The 18,681-nt window shown below is 66.0% G+C and carries 23 protein-coding genes; 4 read left to right on the top strand and 19 right to left on the bottom strand.

The features are described from left to right. Positions 1-97 precede the first annotated feature (97 nt). From ACP7AZ_RS02535 to ACP7AZ_RS02515, 5 genes are all read right to left on the bottom strand, one after another. The gene (locus ACP7AZ_RS02535) at positions 98-415 is read right to left on the bottom strand and encodes an FtsB family cell division protein (RefSeq protein ID WP_426036072.1); all 318 of its coding nucleotides are present in this window, start codon (positions 413-415) and stop codon (positions 98-100) included. Between the two features lie 151 nt (positions 416-566). Further along, positions 567-1,844, bottom strand: coding sequence for a phosphopyruvate hydratase (gene eno / locus ACP7AZ_RS02530; RefSeq protein WP_426035752.1), 1,278 nt, complete (start codon positions 1,842-1,844; stop codon positions 567-569). Between the two features lie 99 nt (positions 1,845-1,943). After that, positions 1,944-2,558 (bottom strand): hypothetical protein, encoded by a 615-nt coding sequence (locus tag ACP7AZ_RS02525; protein ID WP_426035750.1) that lies wholly within the window; start codon positions 2,556-2,558, stop codon positions 1,944-1,946. A gap of 118 nt (positions 2,559-2,676) precedes the next feature. Further along, complete coding sequence (gene rpmF / locus ACP7AZ_RS02520) at positions 2,677-2,859, bottom strand: 50S ribosomal protein L32 (RefSeq protein WP_029416334.1); 183 nt, start codon at positions 2,857-2,859, stop codon at positions 2,677-2,679. A 122-nt stretch (positions 2,860-2,981) separates the two neighbouring features. Further along, complete coding sequence (locus ACP7AZ_RS02515; RefSeq protein WP_426035748.1) at positions 2,982-3,212, bottom strand: GNAT family N-acetyltransferase; 231 nt, start codon at positions 3,210-3,212, stop codon at positions 2,982-2,984. Positions 3,213-3,258: 46 nt separating this feature from the next. Here ACP7AZ_RS02515 and ACP7AZ_RS02510 point away from each other — a divergent pair, with 46 nt between their 5' ends. Continuing rightward, positions 3,259-3,600 (top strand): hypothetical protein, encoded by a 342-nt coding sequence (locus ACP7AZ_RS02510; protein WP_426035746.1) that lies wholly within the window; start codon positions 3,259-3,261, stop codon positions 3,598-3,600. Here ACP7AZ_RS02510 and ACP7AZ_RS02505 read toward each other — a convergent pair whose 3' ends face one another. The 6 genes from ACP7AZ_RS02505 to ACP7AZ_RS02480 form a co-directional block, all read right to left on the bottom strand. Continuing rightward, entirely contained in the window at positions 3,601-4,131 is a 531-nt protein-coding gene (locus ACP7AZ_RS02505) for a GNAT family N-acetyltransferase (protein ID WP_426035744.1), read from the bottom strand. It abuts the gene before it with no gap. Then, on the bottom strand, positions 4,124-5,239 hold the full coding sequence (locus tag ACP7AZ_RS02500; RefSeq protein ID WP_426035742.1) for an NAD(P)/FAD-dependent oxidoreductase: 1,116 nt from the start codon (positions 5,237-5,239) through the stop codon (positions 4,124-4,126). Before ACP7AZ_RS02500 ends, ACP7AZ_RS02505 begins: the two co-directional genes overlap by 8 nt. Further along, positions 5,236-5,691 carry a type II toxin-antitoxin system RatA family toxin gene (locus ACP7AZ_RS02495; protein ID WP_426035740.1) on the bottom strand — a complete coding sequence of 152 codons (456 nt, stop codon included), beginning with the start codon at positions 5,689-5,691 and terminating at the stop codon, positions 5,236-5,238. The genes ACP7AZ_RS02500 and ACP7AZ_RS02495 overlap by 4 nt, the downstream gene beginning before the upstream one ends. Positions 5,692-5,698: 7 nt before the next feature. Beyond that, positions 5,699-6,661, bottom strand: a complete 963-nt coding sequence (lipA, locus tag ACP7AZ_RS02490; RefSeq protein WP_426035738.1) for a lipoyl synthase — start codon at positions 6,659-6,661, stop codon at positions 5,699-5,701. A 298-nt stretch (positions 6,662-6,959) separates the two neighbouring features. Continuing rightward, on the bottom strand, positions 6,960-7,556 hold the full coding sequence (locus ACP7AZ_RS02485) for a WcbI family polysaccharide biosynthesis putative acetyltransferase (RefSeq protein ID WP_426036070.1): 597 nt from the start codon (positions 7,554-7,556) through the stop codon (positions 6,960-6,962). Between the two features lie 52 nt (positions 7,557-7,608). Beyond that, positions 7,609-8,544 carry a GSCFA domain-containing protein gene (locus ACP7AZ_RS02480; RefSeq protein ID WP_426035736.1) on the bottom strand — a complete coding sequence of 312 codons (936 nt, stop codon included), beginning with the start codon at positions 8,542-8,544 and terminating at the stop codon, positions 7,609-7,611. A 307-nt stretch (positions 8,545-8,851) separates the two neighbouring features. Between ACP7AZ_RS02480 and ACP7AZ_RS02475 the strand changes: the two genes are divergently transcribed. Then, positions 8,852-10,408, top strand: a complete 1,557-nt coding sequence (locus ACP7AZ_RS02475) for an AMP-binding protein (protein WP_426035734.1) — start codon at positions 8,852-8,854, stop codon at positions 10,406-10,408. A gap of 364 nt (positions 10,409-10,772) precedes the next feature. On the opposite strand, the gene ygiD is transcribed toward ACP7AZ_RS02475, so the two are convergent. The 3 genes from ygiD to ACP7AZ_RS02460 all read right to left on the bottom strand — a co-directional run bounded on the left by ygiD (position 10,773) and on the right by ACP7AZ_RS02460 (position 12,911). Continuing rightward, entirely contained in the window at positions 10,773-11,528 is a 756-nt protein-coding gene (ygiD, locus tag ACP7AZ_RS02470) for a 4,5-DOPA dioxygenase extradiol (RefSeq protein ID WP_426035732.1), read from the bottom strand. Between the two features lie 64 nt (positions 11,529-11,592). After that, a complete protein-coding gene (locus tag ACP7AZ_RS02465) occupies positions 11,593-12,054 on the bottom strand; it encodes a hypothetical protein (protein ID WP_426035730.1) in 462 nt (153 codons plus the stop codon). After that, positions 12,051-12,911: a D-alanyl-D-alanine carboxypeptidase family protein gene (locus tag ACP7AZ_RS02460; RefSeq protein WP_426035728.1), complete on the bottom strand. Its 861-nt coding sequence runs from the start codon at positions 12,909-12,911 to the stop codon at positions 12,051-12,053. The genes ACP7AZ_RS02465 and ACP7AZ_RS02460 overlap by 4 nt, the downstream gene beginning before the upstream one ends. A 112-nt stretch (positions 12,912-13,023) precedes the next feature. Here ACP7AZ_RS02460 and ACP7AZ_RS02455 point away from each other — a divergent pair, with 112 nt between their 5' ends. Next, positions 13,024-14,388: an MFS transporter gene (locus ACP7AZ_RS02455; RefSeq protein WP_426035726.1), complete on the top strand. Its 1,365-nt coding sequence runs from the start codon at positions 13,024-13,026 to the stop codon at positions 14,386-14,388. After that, on the top strand, positions 14,385-15,170 hold the full coding sequence (gene mazG, locus ACP7AZ_RS02450) for a nucleoside triphosphate pyrophosphohydrolase (RefSeq protein ID WP_426035724.1): 786 nt from the start codon (positions 14,385-14,387) through the stop codon (positions 15,168-15,170). The genes ACP7AZ_RS02455 and mazG overlap by 4 nt, the downstream gene beginning before the upstream one ends. Positions 15,171-15,267: 97 nt before the next feature. Here the strand turns inward: mazG and ACP7AZ_RS02445 are convergent, their stop codons facing one another. The 5 genes from ACP7AZ_RS02445 to ACP7AZ_RS02425 all read right to left on the bottom strand — a co-directional run bounded on the left by ACP7AZ_RS02445 (position 15,268) and on the right by ACP7AZ_RS02425 (position 18,627). Continuing rightward, positions 15,268-15,888 (bottom strand): hypothetical protein, encoded by a 621-nt coding sequence (locus ACP7AZ_RS02445; RefSeq protein WP_426035722.1) that lies wholly within the window; start codon positions 15,886-15,888, stop codon positions 15,268-15,270. Between the two features lie 74 nt (positions 15,889-15,962). Further along, positions 15,963-16,334: a hypothetical protein gene (locus tag ACP7AZ_RS02440; protein ID WP_426035720.1), complete on the bottom strand. Its 372-nt coding sequence runs from the start codon at positions 16,332-16,334 to the stop codon at positions 15,963-15,965. After that, the gene (locus ACP7AZ_RS02435; protein WP_426035718.1) at positions 16,331-16,936 is read right to left on the bottom strand and encodes a DUF1989 domain-containing protein; all 606 of its coding nucleotides are present in this window, start codon (positions 16,934-16,936) and stop codon (positions 16,331-16,333) included. Before ACP7AZ_RS02435 ends, ACP7AZ_RS02440 begins: the two co-directional genes overlap by 4 nt. Further along, positions 16,926-17,630 carry a guanitoxin biosynthesis heme-dependent pre-guanitoxin N-hydroxylase GntA gene (gntA, locus tag ACP7AZ_RS02430; RefSeq protein ID WP_426035716.1) on the bottom strand — a complete coding sequence of 235 codons (705 nt, stop codon included), beginning with the start codon at positions 17,628-17,630 and terminating at the stop codon, positions 16,926-16,928. Before gntA ends, ACP7AZ_RS02435 begins: the two co-directional genes overlap by 11 nt. Next, positions 17,620-18,627, bottom strand: a complete 1,008-nt coding sequence (locus ACP7AZ_RS02425) for a hypothetical protein (RefSeq protein WP_426035714.1) — start codon at positions 18,625-18,627, stop codon at positions 17,620-17,622. The genes gntA and ACP7AZ_RS02425 overlap by 11 nt, the downstream gene beginning before the upstream one ends. Positions 18,628-18,681 lie beyond the last annotated feature (54 nt).

Below are 18,681 nucleotides of genomic sequence, written 5' to 3'. Positions count from 1 at the left end.
GAAACGCGCCGTTCGGGCCTCTTGTCGTTACGGAAAGCGGCTGTAGCAGCCTTCCTTCCCCAAACGCAAAGCACGCTACCCGGGCTGTAACAAGAGTTCAGGAGACGGTTTCACTCGCTGCGGCCGGCGTGACGGCGACAGTGCGCACGACATAGTCGCGCGGATCGCTGAAACCGAGCACGGCGCGGGCCCGCTCCTCGAGTAGATCACGCGACAGGCTGCCCGTACGCAGATAGCGCACGCGGATCTCCAGGTCGGCGCGCTGCTCGGTCAGGGCGGTGAGTTGCGCCTCGCGCTGGTCCAGCCGTGCGTCGCGGGCGGCGCCACTGAGCAGACCCCGCTCCCCCGTCAGCGCCTGAACTCCCAGGTACACGACGAGCAAAAAGAGGAAGGCAGACAGCGAGTAGGGCTTCATCCGTTCGGGCAATACGAACGCTCCTTCTGAGCGTGGTCACACAGTTGAGCGTTTGTGACCGGAAATGCCTAACAAACCCTAGCTCTGCCGTAGAATTACGTAACGTGGACTGAAGAGGCGGACGTCGACGACGACCCGCCCCTCCTGCGGCCTATTTCAGCAGCATTCCGTCGCCGTAGTAGCTGGCCTGATCGCCCAGAAGTTCCTCGATACGCAGCAGCTGGTTGTACTTGGCTGTGCGGTCCGAACGGGCCAGGGAGCCGGTCTTGATCTGTCCGCAGTTGGTGGCCACGGCCAGGTCGGCGATGGTCGAATCCTCGGTCTCGCCCGAACGGTGGCTCATGACGGCCGTGTAGCCGGCGCGGTGGGCCATATCGACGGCGTCCAGGGTCTCGGACAGGGTGCCGATCTGGTTGACCTTGATCAGGATGGAGTTGGCCAGGCCTTCGCCGATGCCGGCGGCCAGGCGCGCCGGGTTGGTGACGAACAGGTCGTCGCCGACGATCTGGACCCGCTCGCCCAAAGCATCCGTCAGCAACTTCCAGCCCTCGAAATCATCCTCGGAACAGCCGTCCTCGATCGAGACGATGGGGAAGCGTTCGCACAGGTCGGCGAGGTAGGCGACCATCCCCTCTCCGTCCAGAATCTTGCCCTCGCCCTTCATGTTGTAGGCCCCGTCCTTGAAGAACTCGGTCGCTGCGACGTCCAGGCCCAGGTGGAAGTCCTCGCCCGCCAGATAGCCGGCCGCCTGCCCTGCCTTGGTGATGAAGCTCAGGGCCTCCTCGGCCGAGGCCAGGTTGGGGGCGAAGCCGCCCTCGTCGCCGACGTTGGTGTTGTGGCCCGCGTCCTTCAGCTGCTTCCGCAGCGCGTGGAAGATCTCCGAGCCCATCCGCAGACCTTCCGAGAAGCTCTCGGCGCCGGTCGGCAGGATCATGAACTCCTGGATGTCGATCGGATTGTCGGCGTGGGCGCCGCCGTTGATGATGTTCATCATCGGGGTCGGCAGGACGCGGGCCGAGATGCCGCCGACATAGCGGAACAGCGGCAGACCAACGGAGATGGCGCTGGCCTTGGCGACCGCCAGCGACACGCCGAGGATGGCGTTGGCCCCGAGGCGGGCCTTGTTCTCGGTGCCGTCCAGGGTTATCAGGGCCTCGTCGATACGCCGCTGATCCTCGGCGTCCATGCCGGACAGGGCGTCGAAGATCTCGCCGTTGACCGCGTCCACCGCGTTCTGGACGCCCTTCCCGCCCCAGCGGTCCTTGTCGCCATCGCGAAGCTCGACCGCCTCATGCGCGCCGGTCGAGGCTCCCGAAGGCACTGCCGCGCGGCCGAAGCTGCCGTCATCCAGAACCACATCCACCTCGACCGTGGGATTGCCCCGGCTGTCGAGAATCTGGCGGGCGACGATGTCGGCGATGTCGGTCATGGGAGCCTTCGAGGTGCGAGGGAGAGCAGGCGCCGGGGTTTAGCCCGACGCCTGCGAATCGCCAAGGCCCGCGGACCTCCAAGTCCGGCGCTCCAAGGGTTAAGAGCAGCCTTCGACCAGCTGGATGTCCGGCCCGCCGACGTGGACGATCTGGACCCTGCCCTCGCCATTGATCTCGTAGCGAACGCCGCGCGCGGCGGCGTCCTGGACAAAGGCCCCGGCTGTCGCCGGACCGCCCGTGGCCCAGACGAAAATGTCCTCGGCCGGCGGCGCGGAATATTTGTGCGGCTGGGCCACGGCCAGGGGACCGTAGGCGGCCTTGATGGCGGCGGCCGTGTCGCCGACGCCGAAGCCGCGATCCGTCTTCAGCGTCGAGGGGGAGGACACTGAGATTCGGGTCAGGACGCCGTCCTGGATCATGACCAGCACGCCCTCGGGCGCGCGGGCCGGACGCCACTGGTCGCAGACATCGGGCTCGGCGCTGCCGGCCGAGTTCGGATCGCTGTCGTCGCCCAAGGCCGTGACGACCTCGGCACGGGTCATGCCGATGACCAGGGGGCCATAGCCGCCGGCCGTCAGGGCGTTGGGGGCTGGCGCCGCCGGCGGGGTTGCGGCGGGGGTTTCAGGCGCAGCGGCAGGCTCGGTCGCATCCGGCCGGCTGCAGGCGGCGAGCAACAGGGCGACGGCGGCGGTGGCGGAAAGCGTGCGGATCACGGGGGCGCTCCTCGTTGGATGAGAGGCCATAAACGCACGAAAACGGCGCGCGGGTGAACCGCGCGCCGCAAACTTCACCGTTTCGTCATGAGACCGGAGCGCGATCCCGCGTCGAAAACTAGTCTTCCTTGGGCGTCAGGACCTGGCGACCGCGATAGGTTCCGGTCTTCAGGTCGATGTGGTGCGAACGACGCAGCTCACCCGTGTCCTTGTCCTCGGTGTACGGGTTCGTGCCCAGGGCGTCGTGGGCGCGGCGCATGTTGCGACGCGAGGGCGATACTTTGCGCTTAGGAACGGCCATGTCCGTCTCGATCTCGTATACGGCGCCGGTTCCCGCAGGGGCCTGACGCAAAAAACAGAAGCGGCGGCCCCTCGAAAGAGCCGCCAGCGAGCGCGGGCTTATGCCTCAAGCCGGACAGAAGTTCAACCCTCCTGACGCGTCTGCCGGCGAGACCGTTCTAGGCCGTAGTCGAGCGCGCCCGCTGCCGTATTGGCGATCATCGCGTCCAGCCAGGCGCGCGACTGTTCGATGTCGTCATGCGGCGGAGTCGACCACCAGCGCATGGCCTCCCGGTGCGACAGGACGGCGTGGATGGCGTTCAGATCCTCAGGGCGGGCGGGACGAAGCCTCAGCCGGGACGTGGTGATCTCCATGCCCCGAGCCTTGCCGTATCCGGCTTGACCGCGTCAAATGCCCACCATGACCGAGCCCAACGCCCCTTGCCCGCCCCGCAGCAAGACGCTTCGGCTGTGGCTGATCATCGGTTCGATCGTCGCCGTGCTCGCGATCATCCCGGCCGGCATGATGGGGATGATGTCCGTGATGGCCACCGACGCAGGGGTGAACACGATGATCTATGTCTTCATCGTCACGATGATGAGCTTCCCGCTGGCCATTATTTTGGGGCCGGCCCTCGGCTGGATCGCCTATTGGCTAAGGTACGAGCGGCTATCGTGGATACTGCTGTTCTCGCCGTTCGCCTGGGTTGTCGCCCTGATCATCATCTTCAGCCTCGGCTTCGGCCAGCCGAACCCGATCTGATCAGGCCAGCGCCTTCTCCATAACGACGAAATACAGGTCGTCGCGCAGCGCCGTGCCCAGCCGCAGGTTCCCGTAGTCGAAGGCGAGGGTTCGGCCGGTGTCGGCGTAGCCCAGCCGCTCGTACCAGGCGATCAGAGTGTCGCGCTGGGGAAAGACGGAAATCCGAATCAGCCGCGCCCCGAATCGCTGCGCCATCGCGTCTTCCGCCGCCGCGACCATCCGGCGGCCGAGCCCCGAAGCCTGCCGCGTCGGGCTGACCGACAGCATGCCGAAATACCCGGCTCCGTCCGGTTGCCGCTGGATGCGGATGCAGGCCAGCAGATCCTCGCCGTCCCAGGCCGTCAGCATCGCCTGTTCCGGATCGGCGACAATCTCTGAGAGCTCGTCCGGATCGGTGCGCTGTCCGGTCAGGAGATCGGCCTCAGTGGTCCAGCCCGCGCGCGAGCTCTCGCCGCGATAGGCTTTCTCCACCAGGGCGTGCAGCGCGGGGATGTCGCCGGGGGCAGCGTCTCTGAAGATCGTCTCAGTCATGGCTCAACATATCCGCGACCGCTTCGCCGATGGCCAGCGAACTGGTCAGGCCCGGGCTTTCGATGCCGAACAGTGCGACTAGGCCCTCGATGCCGTGATGGTCGCGCCCGCTTAGCTGAAAGTCCGGCTGATGCTCGCCGGCCCCATGCAGTTTCGGCCGGATGCCGGCATAGTCGGGCGTCAGGGCGCCGTCCGGCAGCCCGGGCCAGAAGCGGCGGATATAGGTCGCGAACCCCTCGGCCCGAGCCGGATCCACGGAATAGTCCTCGGTCTCGACGTATTCGAGATCCGGCCCGAACACCGCCTGCCCGCCCAGGTCCTTGCGGTAGTGGGTGCCCAGCGCCCCGGCGATCGGGGGCGGATAGATCAGCCGCTCGAACGGCGCGTTGCCCGTCAGCCGGAAATAGACCCCCTTGCCGAAATGGCCCTTGGGAATGCTTTCGGCCGGAAAGCCGTCGATCCGCCCCGCGACCTCCTGCGACGACAACCCGGGCGCGGTGACCAGCAGGCGACAGGTCAGGGTCGCCCCGCCTTCCCCGCCGGCCGTGATCGTGAACCCGCCGCCCGGCAGGAGCGCGGCGCGCTCGAACGGTGTCGAGACCACGACCGATCCCCCGCCGTCCGCGATCTCGCCCTCCAGCGACAGCATATAGTCGTGGCTGGCGAACACGCCGCTCTCGGGCGACAGGATGGCGGCGTGGGCGTTCAGCCCGGGCTCCATCGCCCGCGTCTGTTCACCTGACAGATGCTCCAGCCCCTCGACGCCATTGGTTGTCGCCTGGACGAAGATCGTCTCGATCAGCCCGATCTCGTCTCCCTGAGTCGCCACGACCAGCTTGCCGCATTTGCGGTAGTCGATCTTGTGCGTCTCCAGATAGGCGTAGAGCGCGCGCCGACCCTCGACGCAGAACTTCGCCTTCAGCGACCCGGTCGGATAATAGAGCCCGCCGTGGATGACCTCTGAGTTCCGCGAGGACACGCCCTGCCCGATGTGCGGCTCCTTCTCGAGCACGAGCACGCTTAGCCCCCGCTTCGACAGCGCCCGCCCGCAGGCCAGGCCGACGGCCCCGGCCCCCACCACGACCGCGTCGAAGTCGAAATCCGTCATTCGGGCTTTCCGTAGCGCCGCGCCGCCTCTTCCTCGAAACTGCCGATCAAGGAAGACACCGCGCGATCGAAATTGGCCTGGAGCGCGGCGTTGAGCAGCGGCGACTTGAAGGCGAAGTCGATCATGAACTCCAGCCGGGTACCCTCTGGAATCGCATGGAAAATCCAACGGTTCTTCAGGTGTCGAAACGGGCCGCGCAACAGGCCGACATCCACCGATGGCACGTTACGGTCATGCCGCACCCAGGTGGAAAACCGCTCCTTCAGGAACGAGAATCCGACGGCCGCCTCGGCGTCCAGCAGGGACACGCCGGGGCTTTCCTCACGCCGGTTCCACACCCGCATGGCGCTGACCCATTTGACGAAGCGCGGATAGGCCTCCACGTCCGCCACCAGATCGGCGAGCTGGGCGGGCGTATAGGGCAGGACTCGGGTGACGCGGTGGACGGCCAAAAGGTCGTCAGCGTCCCGTTTGCGCCAGACGCGCCGCCCTCAGCCGGGCGAAGTCGTCCCCGGCGTGGTGCGACGACCGCGTCAGCGGGCTCGACGACACCATCAGGAAGCCCTTGGCCCGGGCGATCGCCTCATAGGCCTTGAACTCTTCGGGCGTCACGAACCGGTCGATGGCGGCGTGTTTGCGCGTGGGCTGCAGGTACTGGCCGATGGTGATGAAGTCGACGCCGGCGGAGCGCATGTCGTCCATCACCTGCATGACCTCCTCCTTGGTCTCGCCCAGACCGACCATTATGCCGGACTTGGTGAACTGTTTGGGGTCGCGTTCCTTGACCATCTGCAGCAGGCGCAGCGAGTGGAAATAGCGCGCCCCGGGCCGGATCTTCAGATACAGCCGCGGTACGGTCTCCAGGTTGTGGTTGAACACGTCGGGCGTCGAATCGATAACCACCTCGGCCGCCCTGTCCTTGCGCAGGAAGTCGGGCGTCAGGATCTCGATCGTCGTGTTGGGCGCCTGCAGGCGGATCTGACGCACGACCTCGGCGAAGTGGGCCGCCCCGCCGTCGGAGACATCGTCCCGGTCCACCGAGGTGATCACCACATGGTTCAGACCCAGCTGCGACACGGCCAGCCCGACCTTGGCCGGCTCTTCCGGGTCCAGCGGCTGGGGCAGGCCCGTCTTGACGTTGCAGAAGGCGCAGGCCCGCGTGCAGGTGTCGCCCATGATCATCAGGGTGGCGTGTTTCTGGCTCCAGCACTCGCCGATGTTCGGACAGGCCGCCTCTTCGCAGACAGTGACCAGCCCCTTGGAGCGGACGATGTCCCGGGTCGCATTGTACTGACCCGATCCCGGCGCCTTGACCCTGAGCCAGTCAGGCTTGCGCAGCACAGCCGTCTCGGGCCGGTTCTGCTTTTCCGGATGACGCAGGTCTGACGGCTTGCGCGTCAGGGTGTCGATGAGGGTGACCATCGAGGCGGGCCGGGCTCCAGGAACTTGAACAGGGTATGTCGTCGTTCCGCCTTCGGAAGGCAAGTCACGGCCTGTGTCGGTGTGCAAGCGCGCCTGACTGACCCAGATGGACCCGCCCTTAAACAGACTCGCTCAACGGCCGCTAAGGGTGGGGAGCGGACATTGATCCCAGTGCTTAAGGCGGAGGAACCCGCGCGGACATCAGTTAGGATTCAAGAGCCAGCCCGGGCAGCGCTTTACGCCGATGCAGCTAGGGCGGCGCGAGGGCTGCGATGCGGCAACGCCCGCCGTGCTCCAATCAACGTCTGACGTAGTTCCGGATGAAAGCGCGGGCGCGGTCGATGACCGGCTTGGAAGCCGGGTGGTCGCCGCCCACGTCGGCTACCGTTTCTGGTGCGCCCATAGCGCGAAGTGCCGCATAGGTTCCCGCTACTTGGGCTTCGCGAGACACCGTTCGGTCCGGCAAGACGAAGTCGGTCGACCCCGTGAGGCCCAGTCGACCGGCGATCTCGGGGTAGATCGGCCAGACGCCCTGGCTGATTAGCGTATCGTTCGCAGATGTTTCCGGTTCGACGGCGGCGATCCCGGCCCGCTGTAAAAGTTGCCTCATGACATCGCCGAGCACCTCGGACACAGGATGGTTGATTGTGCTCATAAATGGGTGCAGCGGCTTGGTCAGCCAGACCGACGCGTCGAGGCCAATCGCCGCCCATTCATGGCTCATAATGTCGGCCGCCGCGCCGAAAGCATCGAAATAGCCTAGGGCCGAAAAAGTCAGCGCGTTGAACAGTGTTAGCGCCCGCGCCTCGTCTAGGCCTTCGAGACAGGCCGCAGCAGCGATGCTGGAGTGATAAGGCCCAGCGGCCGCGTTCACGATCACACCCTTATCGAACAGCAGGGCGCAATCGGGGTGGAACCCTCGGAAAATGACCCACGGAGCCGGAAGGCTACGACGGCCTTCTGCCTGTATCGCCCTGTGGCGTGACAGAACGGAGATCCTCGGCCCAGAAGCGATGGCCGTTCTGCGCGCCCGTCACGATCTCATAACTGGGGAAGTAGTCCACGAGGGAGAAGGTTTCGGCTGCCATGCCGGCGGCGACACGTAAAACGGATTTGGAGTATGTGTTCGCCGCCAGGACGTGCTGGCCCGTGAACGTGGCAACTAGCGGTACGGGTGACACCGTCAGCATGATCTTCAGTGTCGGATTCAAAACTCGCGCAAGCTCGATGAAGCCGTGAAGGTCTTCCGCAACCTCTGCCACCGTCAGATTATGCGGGCGGATATGATCCGCGTTGGCTGGCGCACCGGCGACACCTGGGGCTGAGGGAAAGGTGGCGCCGTTTCGGGTCGAGATCCAAGCTTCCGTCGGCCCTAGAGTGAATATGAAGACGTCGGCTGCCTCGAACATCGTCCGCACGGCCTGCATGTGGGTCCGGCGATCTGCCTCCAGTGCGTCCAGCGTCGCGAACCCGTCCGGCTCTACTTGCGGACGAAAAGGATCGATGAAGCCGTCTGCCCGACGCCACGCTCCTTCAAGCGGTGCAAAGAGGCCGAACGCCCGTTGCAAAAGCTGCAACAGTTGTCGGGCCGTGTAGATGTTGCCGAACCGCGCCGGATAGACGCCGAACTGACGGCCGGGATCGCCCGGCTCCGTAATCATCGATCTGTAACCCTCGTGTCGCAGAGCGCCTGCGATGTGCTGGGCGAAGCAGCTGCCTGCCGCAGCAATCCGATCGCTCGGTGAGATGACGAAACCCGCCTTGACGACCGGTTGCACGGCTTCGCCAGTCCGATCGCTGACCGCGCGTGACCAGAAAGCTTGATCGGGAGCTTGTCTATACGGGTTCTCCACGCCGGCATCCCAGTCAAAGCCGCGAGCCATTTGCAACCTAGCATCCAGAACAAGGGCACAGTGGCTGCTTTCGGTGAGGAGACGGCCATCTCATTATCAAAGGGTGTAAGGCAACTTGGTTCACCGTCCGCAAGCGGACAAGAGGGACGTCGGCTAAGGGTCGAAGGCGGAAGCTGGTCCGAGCGTGGGATCGGAGCCCGTCAAACATTAAGGCCGACACCTCGCGCGCCCAGAGCCTCACCCTGCGTAACGCATCTTTTCATCGTGGCGGCGCTTAACTAGTTTGCGCGCCTGACAGCGAGGGGGCGGCGACAATGCCCTCCGGAGGAGACGCGTATTGTTTAGGCCCGGCCTCGACCCATCGGCAGGCGACGAATCCCTGTTCGACGCCCTGATCGCCGCCCGCGCCCGCTACGGCGACAAGGAGATCCTGGAGGACCAGGACAGGAAGCCTCTCACCTACACCGGGCTGATCCGGGCGGCCTTCGTTCTCGGGCGCAAGATCGCATCCATGACCCAGCCGGCCGAGCGGGTCGGCATCCTGCTGCCGTCGTCGATGGGCGTCGTCGTGACCTTCTTCGGCCTGCACGCCTTTGGGCGGGTGCCGGTGATGCTGAACTTCACCTCGGGCCAGCGGAACCTGAAGGCAGCCATCGATGCGGCCGGGGTCAGGAAAATCCTCTGCGCCCGCCGCTTCGTCGAACAGGCCAAACTCGAGGACCTGATTGCGCAGCTGGCCGCGGTCGCCGAGATCGTCTGGCTGGACGACGTGCGAGAGAGCATCGGCCTGCAGGACAAGCTGTTCGGCCTGATGGCCGGCCTGATGCCCAAACGCTTCCGCGTCACCGTCCAGCCCGATGATCCGGGCGTGGTCCTGTTCACCTCGGGCAGTTTCGGCGCCCCTAAGGGTGTGCTGCTGAGCCAGAAGAACCTCGTCGCCAACGCGCGTCAGGTGAATGCCCACATTCCGCTCGATCCGAACTGGGTGATGTTCAATCCCCTGCCGACCTTCCACTGCTTCGGCCTCACCGGGGGCGTCATCCTGCCCATCCTGAACGGTCTGAAGACCTTCCAGTACCCCTCCCCGCTGCACGGCAAGCAGATCGTGGCCCTGCTGGCCGAGGTCAACGCGTCGATCCTGTTCGCGACGGACACCTTCCTGAACCAGTGGGCGCGCGTGGCCTCGCCCGACGACTTCCGCACCCTGCAGTTCGTGGTCGCCGGCGCCGAACGGGTCCGCGACGAGACCCATCACCTGTTCAACACCAAATTCGGCGGCGTGAAGCTGCTGGAGGGCTATGGCGCGACCGAGGCTGCGCCCGTGGTCGCCGTGAATCACCCCGATCGTAACCGGCCAGGCACTGTCGGCCAGCTTTTGCCCGGCATGGAGGCGCGACTGGAGGCAGTGGAAGGGATCACCGAGGGTCGGCGCCTGTTCCTGCGCGGCCCCAACGTCATGGCCGGCTACATGTCGCCCGAGGATCCGACGAAGATCGATCCGTTGGCGGGCGGCTGGCACGACACCGGCGACATCGTCGACATCGACGACGAGGGCTATATCGCCATCCTCGGCCGGGTGAAGCGGTTCGCCAAGATCGGCGGCGAGATGGTCTCCCTGAGCGCCGTGGAGGGTCTGGTCCAGTCCGTCTGGCCCGAGCAACGCCATGCCGTCATAGCGATCGCCGACAGCCGCAAGGGCGAGAAACTGGTCCTGGTCACCGAGCGCAGCGACGCCGACGTGGGCAAGATCGCCGAATGGGCGCGCGAACACGGCGCGCCGGAACTGGCTGTACCCAAGAAGATCGTCAGGGTGCGCGAATTACCCGTGCTCGGAACCGGCAAGACGGACTATGTCGCGATCCAGTCGCTGGTCGATCTGGCCGAGGCGGCCTGATCCGCAAGATCTTGGCCTAAGAATATTTTCCTCCTCGGGTCTTGCGAGGCCGGTTGCCGACGACCATGTGTCGATCGGGTCTTTGACAACCAGAGCAGAGATTTTGTCGGGCTTCGCATAATCGAGTCCGTCGGACTCACCGAGACGCGACAAGCGATTGAATTTGCACAGGCGACGAGTCGGTTTGTCCGTCTTGTCAGGGTGTTTTTCGTCCGGACAATCCCCCTCTCCCCGTGCACTTGGGCGAAGGCCGGGGGTCCAGATGGCGAACGCGGAAGCTTGCGCATGAGGCCGGCGCTCAGGTCCCGGCCGACTGAACCCGTGATCTGGATCCCGGCCTTCGCCGGGGTGCACGGGAACGGGGTTAGCCGATCCGCACGCCGGTCATCGAGATCGAGCCGCCCTCGATCACGTCGTTGAAGAAGGCGACAGGCTCACCCGGCTCGGCCTGTGCGGCGACGTAGAGCAGCGGCAGATAGTGTTCATCGGTCGGCACGCTCAGTTGCGCGTCCTCGGCCAGATCGATCCAGTCGATCAAGGCGTCATGGTCGCCGCGCACGAAGGCCGACTTCACCGCCGTGTTGAAGCGGGTCGCCCACGGCCAGGGGTCGCCGCCATCCCGCTTCCATGTGCGCAGGTTGTGGACGAAGTCGCCGCTGCCGGCGATGACATAGCCCTCGTCGCGCAAGGGCTTCAGTCCCTTCGCCAGCTCATAGTGCTGGCGGGCCGTCAGGTCGCGATTGAGCGATAACTGCACGACCGGCACATCGGCCTCGGGCCAGACGTGGGTCAGCACCGACCAGGTTCCGTGATCCAGCCCCCATGTCTTGACGGGCTGGGCGCCGACCAACTCGGCGACCCGCCGCGCCAGCTCCGGCGACCCGGGCGCCGGATACTGCATCGCATGTAGTTCCGGGCCGAAGTTACCGAAATCATGAATGGTTTCAAGCCGCTCTTGCGCCGTTACGCCGATCCCGCGCGTCTCCCAGTGGGCTGACACCATGACCACGCCCTTCGGCTTGCCCGTGGCCTCGCCGACCGCGCGCCAGGCGTCGACATAGGGACCGCCCAAGGCGTTCATCGGCGAACCGTGGCCAAAGAAGACGGCGGGCTGACGCATGGCGACTGGCTTCCTGATTATTGAAACAACTACAGTAGCAGATGTGGCGATCCTCGCTCGCCGTTCAAGCCCCCGCCCTGCCGATCGGACATAGCCTTGCGTAGAGCGACGCCTCGTCGGGAACCCGCTGGCCCCGCCCCGCCCGGAAGCGATGCTCCACCGCCATGGCCTGCTGTTCGATGTTCAGCGCGTCCCAGCCGCAGGGCGCCTCGGGGTAGCCATAGGCCGAGGGGCCGTCCCCTGCCCTGATCTTCGCGGCCAGCAGGTTCATCCCCGCCTGGGCCTGCCAGACATGGACCAGTTCGTGGATCAGCACGGCCTGGAGCGCGACGGGCGCGACGGCGAAATCTCCAGGCAGGCTCCGGCCCGGCCACAGGATCCAGTCCCGCCCGAACCAGCGCCCCGGGACGAACGCCCGATCGAACGGCCACGGCGTCGGCAGGAGCCGGATGCTGTCGAAGTCGAGCGCGTCCCCGAACTCGCCTCGGGCCAGTCTCTGCTCCGCCCCGGTCAGCCCCCGGATCACGGCGGACCGTAGCGCGCCGAGGCGCCGACCCACTCCCAATGCCAGGGCTCGTAGAGATAGGGCACGAAACCGAACCGGCCGGCGTTCCGGACCAGCCAGCGATAGGTCGCCCCCTGGGTCATATGCTGGCGGCTCGCCGGGCTGGTCGAGTCGACGCCCATGCCGAGCAACTGGCCGACATAGAGATCGACCGCCGTGCCGGTCCTGTGCGGCGAACACACCGCCCGCCTGAGCCCGTCACAGTTGCGCTCTGTCGCGCAACGGGCCGCATCGGCCTCGGGATCGCGGAAGCCGGAGAAGATCTGCAGCAACTCCGGATCATTGTGGACCTCGGGGACCTCGGCGCGGGCGGCGGCGACCATGCGGCGGTAGGAGGCCAGCACGTCGCGCCTCAAGAGCCGTGTCAGCCGGTCGGCATGCTCCTCTGGCGCCTCGAGATAGCCGAGCTCGCGCAGCGGCGGCGGATCAGGGCACTCATCGCGCACCCGCGCCATCACGAAAGGCCGCCGTTCCTGCAGCACCCCTTTCAGCACGACGAAAGTCGCCTGGTCGAAGACGCCGGTGGCGGCAAGGCCATAGCGGGTCTGGAAGGCCGCGAGGGATGAGGCGAAGTCGGACGTGCCCGGCTCGCAGTCGGTGCCGATCTCCTTCTGGAGCAGGGGAAGATAGGTCCCCCATCCCCATTCGGTCGCCCCGAACGGGGTCCACTCCAGGGAGTAGAGGGAGATGGCGTTGGCGACCGCCTGACCGGCCCACTGGCCGCGCTGGGTCTCGCATCGCCCCTGGGCCGAGGCGGCGTCGGGCAGGCCCCAGGCCAGGGCCGCCGCCACGATCAGTCCCGCCATCGCCACGCGCATGGAGAGAGGAAGCCTTACCGTTGCGGTGCAAGCAAGGCCCCTCTTCCGTCGCGCTCAAAACTGGCATGATCAGTGCGTGCGCCGACTCAAGGCGACGCCGCTGGAACCCTGCATGTCCGACGCCATCGCCCCCACGTCGACGAGGCGCAGCAACGGCGTCCTCGCCGCCTTCTCGTCTGTCTGCCTGCCGCTGGCGGCCTTCGGCGTGGCCCTGCCGGTCACACTGCCGGAGTTCTACGCCACCCATGTAGGCTTGGAGCTGGGCGTCGTGGCGGCGGTGTTCATGGCGGTCCGCCTGATCGACATCACCTTCGACCCCTTCATCGGCTGGGCCATGGACCGGACCAGGAGCCCGTTCGGCCGCTATCGCCCGTGGATGGTCGCCTCGACCCCGATCCTGATGCTGGCGGCCTTCATGATGTTCGTGGTGGTCCAGCCCGGTGCCGGGCCGGTCTATCTGTTCTCCTGGCTGCTGGTCCTCTACCTCGGCTTCTCGATCGGGACCCTGGGGCAGCTCGGCTGGGCCTCGGTGCTGGCGCCGGAATACGACCAGCGCAGCCGGGTCTATGGCTGGTGGCAGGTGTTCAACATCATCGGGGTGATCCTGATCCTGATCCTGCCGACGGTGGTGATCCAGACGGGCCTCGGGGACTATGCCGACGGCGTGCGGATCATGGGCTGGGCCATCCTGATCGCCCTGCCCGTCACCATAGCCCTGGCCCTGTTCGTGGTGCCGGAGCCGGTCAACGCCGGCGCCGCGCCGCACGGGGGGCCGCGCGCCTATCTGGACCTGTTCAAGCGGCTGGCGGTGCGCAAGCTTTTGCTGGCGGACGTGGTTCTGGGCGTCGCGCCGGGGATCACGGGGTCGCTGCTGTTCTTCTTCTTCGGCCAGATCAAGGGCTACGGCCACACCGAGGCGTCGCTGTTCATGCTGCTGTATTTCGTCGCCGGCCTGATCGGCGCGCCCTTCTGGGCCTGGCTGGCGACGCGGATCGGCAAGGACAGGGCGCTGGCCGTGGCCAGCCTGGTGTTCGCCGTCTTCTATGTCGGGGCGACCCTTGTGCCCGGCGGTAGCTTCGCCCTGACGGCCGTCGCGATGTTCATCGCCGGGCTTCCCTATGCGGCGGGGCTGTTCCTGCTCAGGGCCATGATGGCGGACGTGGGCGACGAGGTGCGGCTGGAGACCGGGGTGGACCGGACCGGGCTGATGTTCTCCATCCTGTCGGCGACGACCAAGGTGGGGCATGTCGTGGCCCTGATCCCCTATCTGATCCTGCAGTGGGTCGGCTTCCAGGCGGTGCCGCCTGCGGGAGGCAACAGCGGGAGCTCGCTGCTGGTGCTCCAGATCCTGTTCATCGCCCTGCCCGGCCTGCTGCTGGCCAGCGCGGCCCTGCTGCTGAAGAACTATCCGCTGACGCCGGCGCGTCACAACGAGATCCGGCGTGAACTCGAGGCCCGCGACGGGACTGCGGCATGAGCCCGACGGACCGGCTGAAGGGGATCATGGTGCGGCTGCGGGACCCGGATGGCGGCTGTCCGTGGGACGTCGAACAGACCTTCGAGACCATCGCCCCCTATACGATCGAGGAGGCCTATGAGGTCGCCGACGCCATCGATCGCGGCGACATGGGGGAGCTGAAGACCGAGCTCGGCGACCTACTGTTCCACGTGGTCTTCCACGCGCGGATGGCCGAGGAACAGGGGCTGTTCGCCTTCGACGACGTGGCCGAGGCCATGTGTGGCAAGCTGGTCCGGCGCCATCCCCATGTGTTCGGCGAGGAGGACCCTCAGATCTCGGGCCCGGCCCAGAAGCTGCGCTGGGAGGACATCAAGGCGGCGGAGCGCGCGGGCAAGGCCCAGCACGGGGTGCTGGACGACGTGCCCGTCGGCCTGCCCGCCCTGCACCGCGCGGCCAAGCTGACGAAGCGGGCGGCGCGGGTCGGGTTCGACTGGCCCAGCACGGATGAGGTCTTCGACAAGCTGCACGAGGAGGTCGCCGAGCTGAAGGCCGAGATCGCCGCCGGGGACCTCGACAAGGCCCGCGAAGAGATGGGCGACCTGCTGTTCGTCGTCGCCAACCTGGCCCGGAAACTGGGGGTCGAGCCCGAGGACGCCCTGCGCGGGACCAATGCCAAGTTCGTGCGCCGGTTCGGCTTCATCGAGGCGGAGCTTGCCAAGGACGGGCGGACGCCGGAGCAGTCGGACCTGGCCGAGATGGACGGCCTGTGGGACGCGGCCAAGGCGGCGGAGCGGATCTGATCCCTCTTCCGGTGGGAGAGGGCTTGAGCCTCCGGGAGCGCAGCGATCGGTCAGGCGAAAGGGTGAGGGTCGGTTGTATCCGGCGTCCCGCGACGGCTTACGCCGACTGAGAAATCCGACCCTCATCCGTCTCGCTTCGCGAGCCACCTTCTTCCACCGGGAGAAGGAAGTCTGAGGGCGGATTGGACTCCGAAAAAATAGGGTGCAAGGAGTCCATTTCCTGAGGTGTTATCTCAGGAATTTTTGGCACTGCATTCAAATAATTGACATTCAAGTCTTCGGACGCGACCAGCTTCAGGGGCTCGCGTCTGGACTCCAGCAAGGGCGGGGCGATGTCGGGCAGGTCGGCCATGACCTCGGATCGGGCGCGGTCGGCGAGGCTGTCGTAGACGCGCATCCAGGTCGAGGCCTCGGACGCCCGCCCCATGCCCAGAGCCCGGCGGATGTTGAGGAAGGCCTCGGCGGCCAGGTCGGCGAAGCTGACATTGTCGTCGGGATGGTATTCGCCGAACTCGGGCGGCGCCTCGCATCCCGGCTGATCCATGCGCCGCCAGCCCCCGAGCCGCGCGTGCTGCCGGAAGGAACTGAGCGACATGCCGTACCGCTGGCAGACGGTCGTCGCCTTCACGCCTGCCAGATACTCCCGCCGGGCATGGTCCCAGTAGTCGCCGCCGAGACCGTCGAGGTTGGCGGGGTTGAGCTGAGTGTCGGAGGTCATGGCGGGAGGCTGCCATGCGGCTACGTCAGAATCGGTCGCGGCTATCGCGCCGCTCAGAGGCTTTCGCTGTTTCCCTATTGCCCGCGCACGATTCGATTGACGACATGGTCGCCGTTCGAAGCCGTATCGTTCCACGCCTGGCCCACCGCCACCTGGGGGAACGCATGACAGTACGAAAACGGTATGGAGATCGGGCGCCGCTGGGTCAGGCACAGTCGGCTTCCCCGCACGCGCCAAACGCCGCTCGACCGGTTGCCGCCACGTCCCTGAGCCCGGAACGTGTGGTCGGCGCTCAGCCAAAGCCGGGCCTGCCGTCCGTCCGGGTGGGTAGATACGATGGTGTTACCGAAGGTCGGCGCCAAAGCCGAGTCCTGTGCTTGCGCAGATGCCCCAGCCAAGCCCAGACCCAGGGCGGCGGCTATCAGGACAACCGATTTCAGGCTCATGAAACCTGCCCGGCGCGAGCGGTTTCAATCTCGAACTCGATCGGTTTGAAGCTGTGGTTGTTCGACTGAAGCGCGGAGCACGCCGTCAGCGCCACGATCAGGTCCATCTGCGCCTCCAGCAGAATGTGGTCGCCAGCCTTGCTCAGGGGCGGCGCGACCGTCAGGACGCCCGTCTCGCCATCGACCCGCACGTTCATGAAGACATTGAACGCCGTCGGGATCTGGTCCGGCAGGATCCCGAAGGGCTGGAGCGCTTCCGCGAGGTTGCCGAAGCAGCCCCGATGGGGATCGGTGTCGCCATAGATGATCCGGAAGGTGTCTTTCGAACAGGGCGTCAGAAGGAAGTCATGGCGACCGACCGTGTCTTCCACGATGGTCAGCATGACCCGGCTTCGGTTCGAATAGAGCGGGTCGCCGGTCGTCAGGAAAAGCCGACTGGCGTAGTCCAGCGTGCGGCCCGATGAGATCACCTCATCGGTGTCAGCGGCGTTGAAGGCCAGCAGGTCCGACACCTGCTCACCCCGGGGATCGATCACCTTCAGCCTGTCGCCCTTGTTGAGCCGGAACGCTGTCCCGCTGCGCGCGGCGATTTCATGTCTCATGGAGTAGGACCGCCCTGGACTGGAACGGGCAACGCCAGTGCGCGTCCACCGCACGACCGCTGTATTGACGCGCTTCCGACACCTCGCCGAACCGGGCCAGCATCGGGTTCTCGGTTCCTGCCAGAGCAAGGTCCCGCTTCAAGATCGTCCGCCGCATCGGCTCGTAGCGGCCCGTCTCACGCAGGTTCCGGAACTGGGCGTGCGGGTTGAAGACGATCGTAGGGCGCTCGAAGCGGCGGCCCGGCCGGCTGGCGGCCGGGTGGAGTCCCACGAGAAAGAAGGCCTCTCCGCCGAAGCTCAGGGCGAACTCCGGATGCTCCGGATCGACGCTGGCCCGTGGATCCGGCGTCTGGCCCAACCAGAAATCCTTGTCCGAAAGCGACTGCGCGCGCTGCCACAGGGCGGTTTCGAAAGCCGCTTCATCCAGCGTCCCGGGGCCCTCAAAAACGATGGCCAGGCTCTGGAATGGCGCGGGGTCGGTCCGATAGCGGGCAACGAACGCCATCAATGCTGCGTAGATCTGAAGGTCGTCCCAGGCGGATGTGAGGTCGCCGGCCCGATGGATCACGAGACCTCCGCGCGCCAGCGCCGATTTCGCTCCGACGCACGGAAAGGCCATGTCAGCAACGAAGGCCCGAAGTCTGTCCGCCCCGTCGAGCTCGGTGTCCCCAAGCGGAAGAGAGTCAGCTCGCATGAACGGGCCCCTCCGCCGGCCGATCCGCAAAGCGCGATTGACGGACCCGCCCGCGCGACGCGACCAGCCCCTCCAGGGCTCGACCAAGCCGATCCATCGACCGCATCTTGTCGCGCCAGGACAAGGCGATGACCGGACCGACGTCGGTCTTGTTGACGTCGACGATATAGATTCGACCGTCCGCCCGATCACGCAGGATATCCAGTCCACCCCAGTCCAGACCCATGCGTGCGGTGAACTGGCCGATGAGCGCGCTCTCTTCGCGGCTGAAGATCTCGGCAGGCTCTCGCAGGCTGGCCTTGCGATTGTGGATCGCGAACCGAGCGCCGGCCGGTTTGACCTTCAACCAGACAAGTACGGGAGCCCCGCCGACGCAGAGAGTCCTCAGGTCGTTGGCGCTTCCGTCGGCGTCCGTGGTGTCGATCAGTCGCTGATAAACGCAGTCGGACCGCAGGGCATCGCCGGATCCCATGATACGGCCGTCGTGAACGCCGTTCTTCTCGGACTTCTCGACGACAGGGCCGTGGTAGGTGGTCGGGTCAACCCGGAGCGGATAGGCGAAAACCGCTTCGAAGGTTTCGGCGACGTGGCTCTTCGACACGTCGGTGCACCGCACATTCAGCGCTTCGCCGCCGAGTGGGGCCTCCCCGGCGGTGACATCATCGAAGTAGAATTCGATGTCGGCGTCCGCCCGATGTCTGGCGACACCGATTCCGGCCCACAGCGCGGCTCCTCGCACCAGATACCAGGGTCTTGGCCGATCGGGCGCGTACCAGATCATTCGACGGTCGCCCCGGACCAGCCGAGCGAGCGTCGCCCAAACGGCCCTTAGCCAGAGGACGGCCAGGTAAGGGATCCAGGCCCAGATTTCGGCGATGAGCTTCTCATCGACCGCGAGGTTGATGTCCGTCTTGCGAACCCTGACGCGGCCGTTCGAGAATTGGAAATCGGACAGCCATCCATGTTGCCGGCTGATTTCAGAGGGGGGGTGCGACATCGGAGACAGAAGCGTTCGGCAACGCTTAGGTTCCAAACGGGAAATGGGACCGGC

This window comes from Brevundimonas sp. DC300-4 (assembly GCF_049897365.1).
Lineage (GTDB): Bacteria > Pseudomonadota > Alphaproteobacteria > Caulobacterales > Caulobacteraceae > Brevundimonas.
This window is presented reverse-complemented; position numbering and strand designations above follow the sequence as displayed.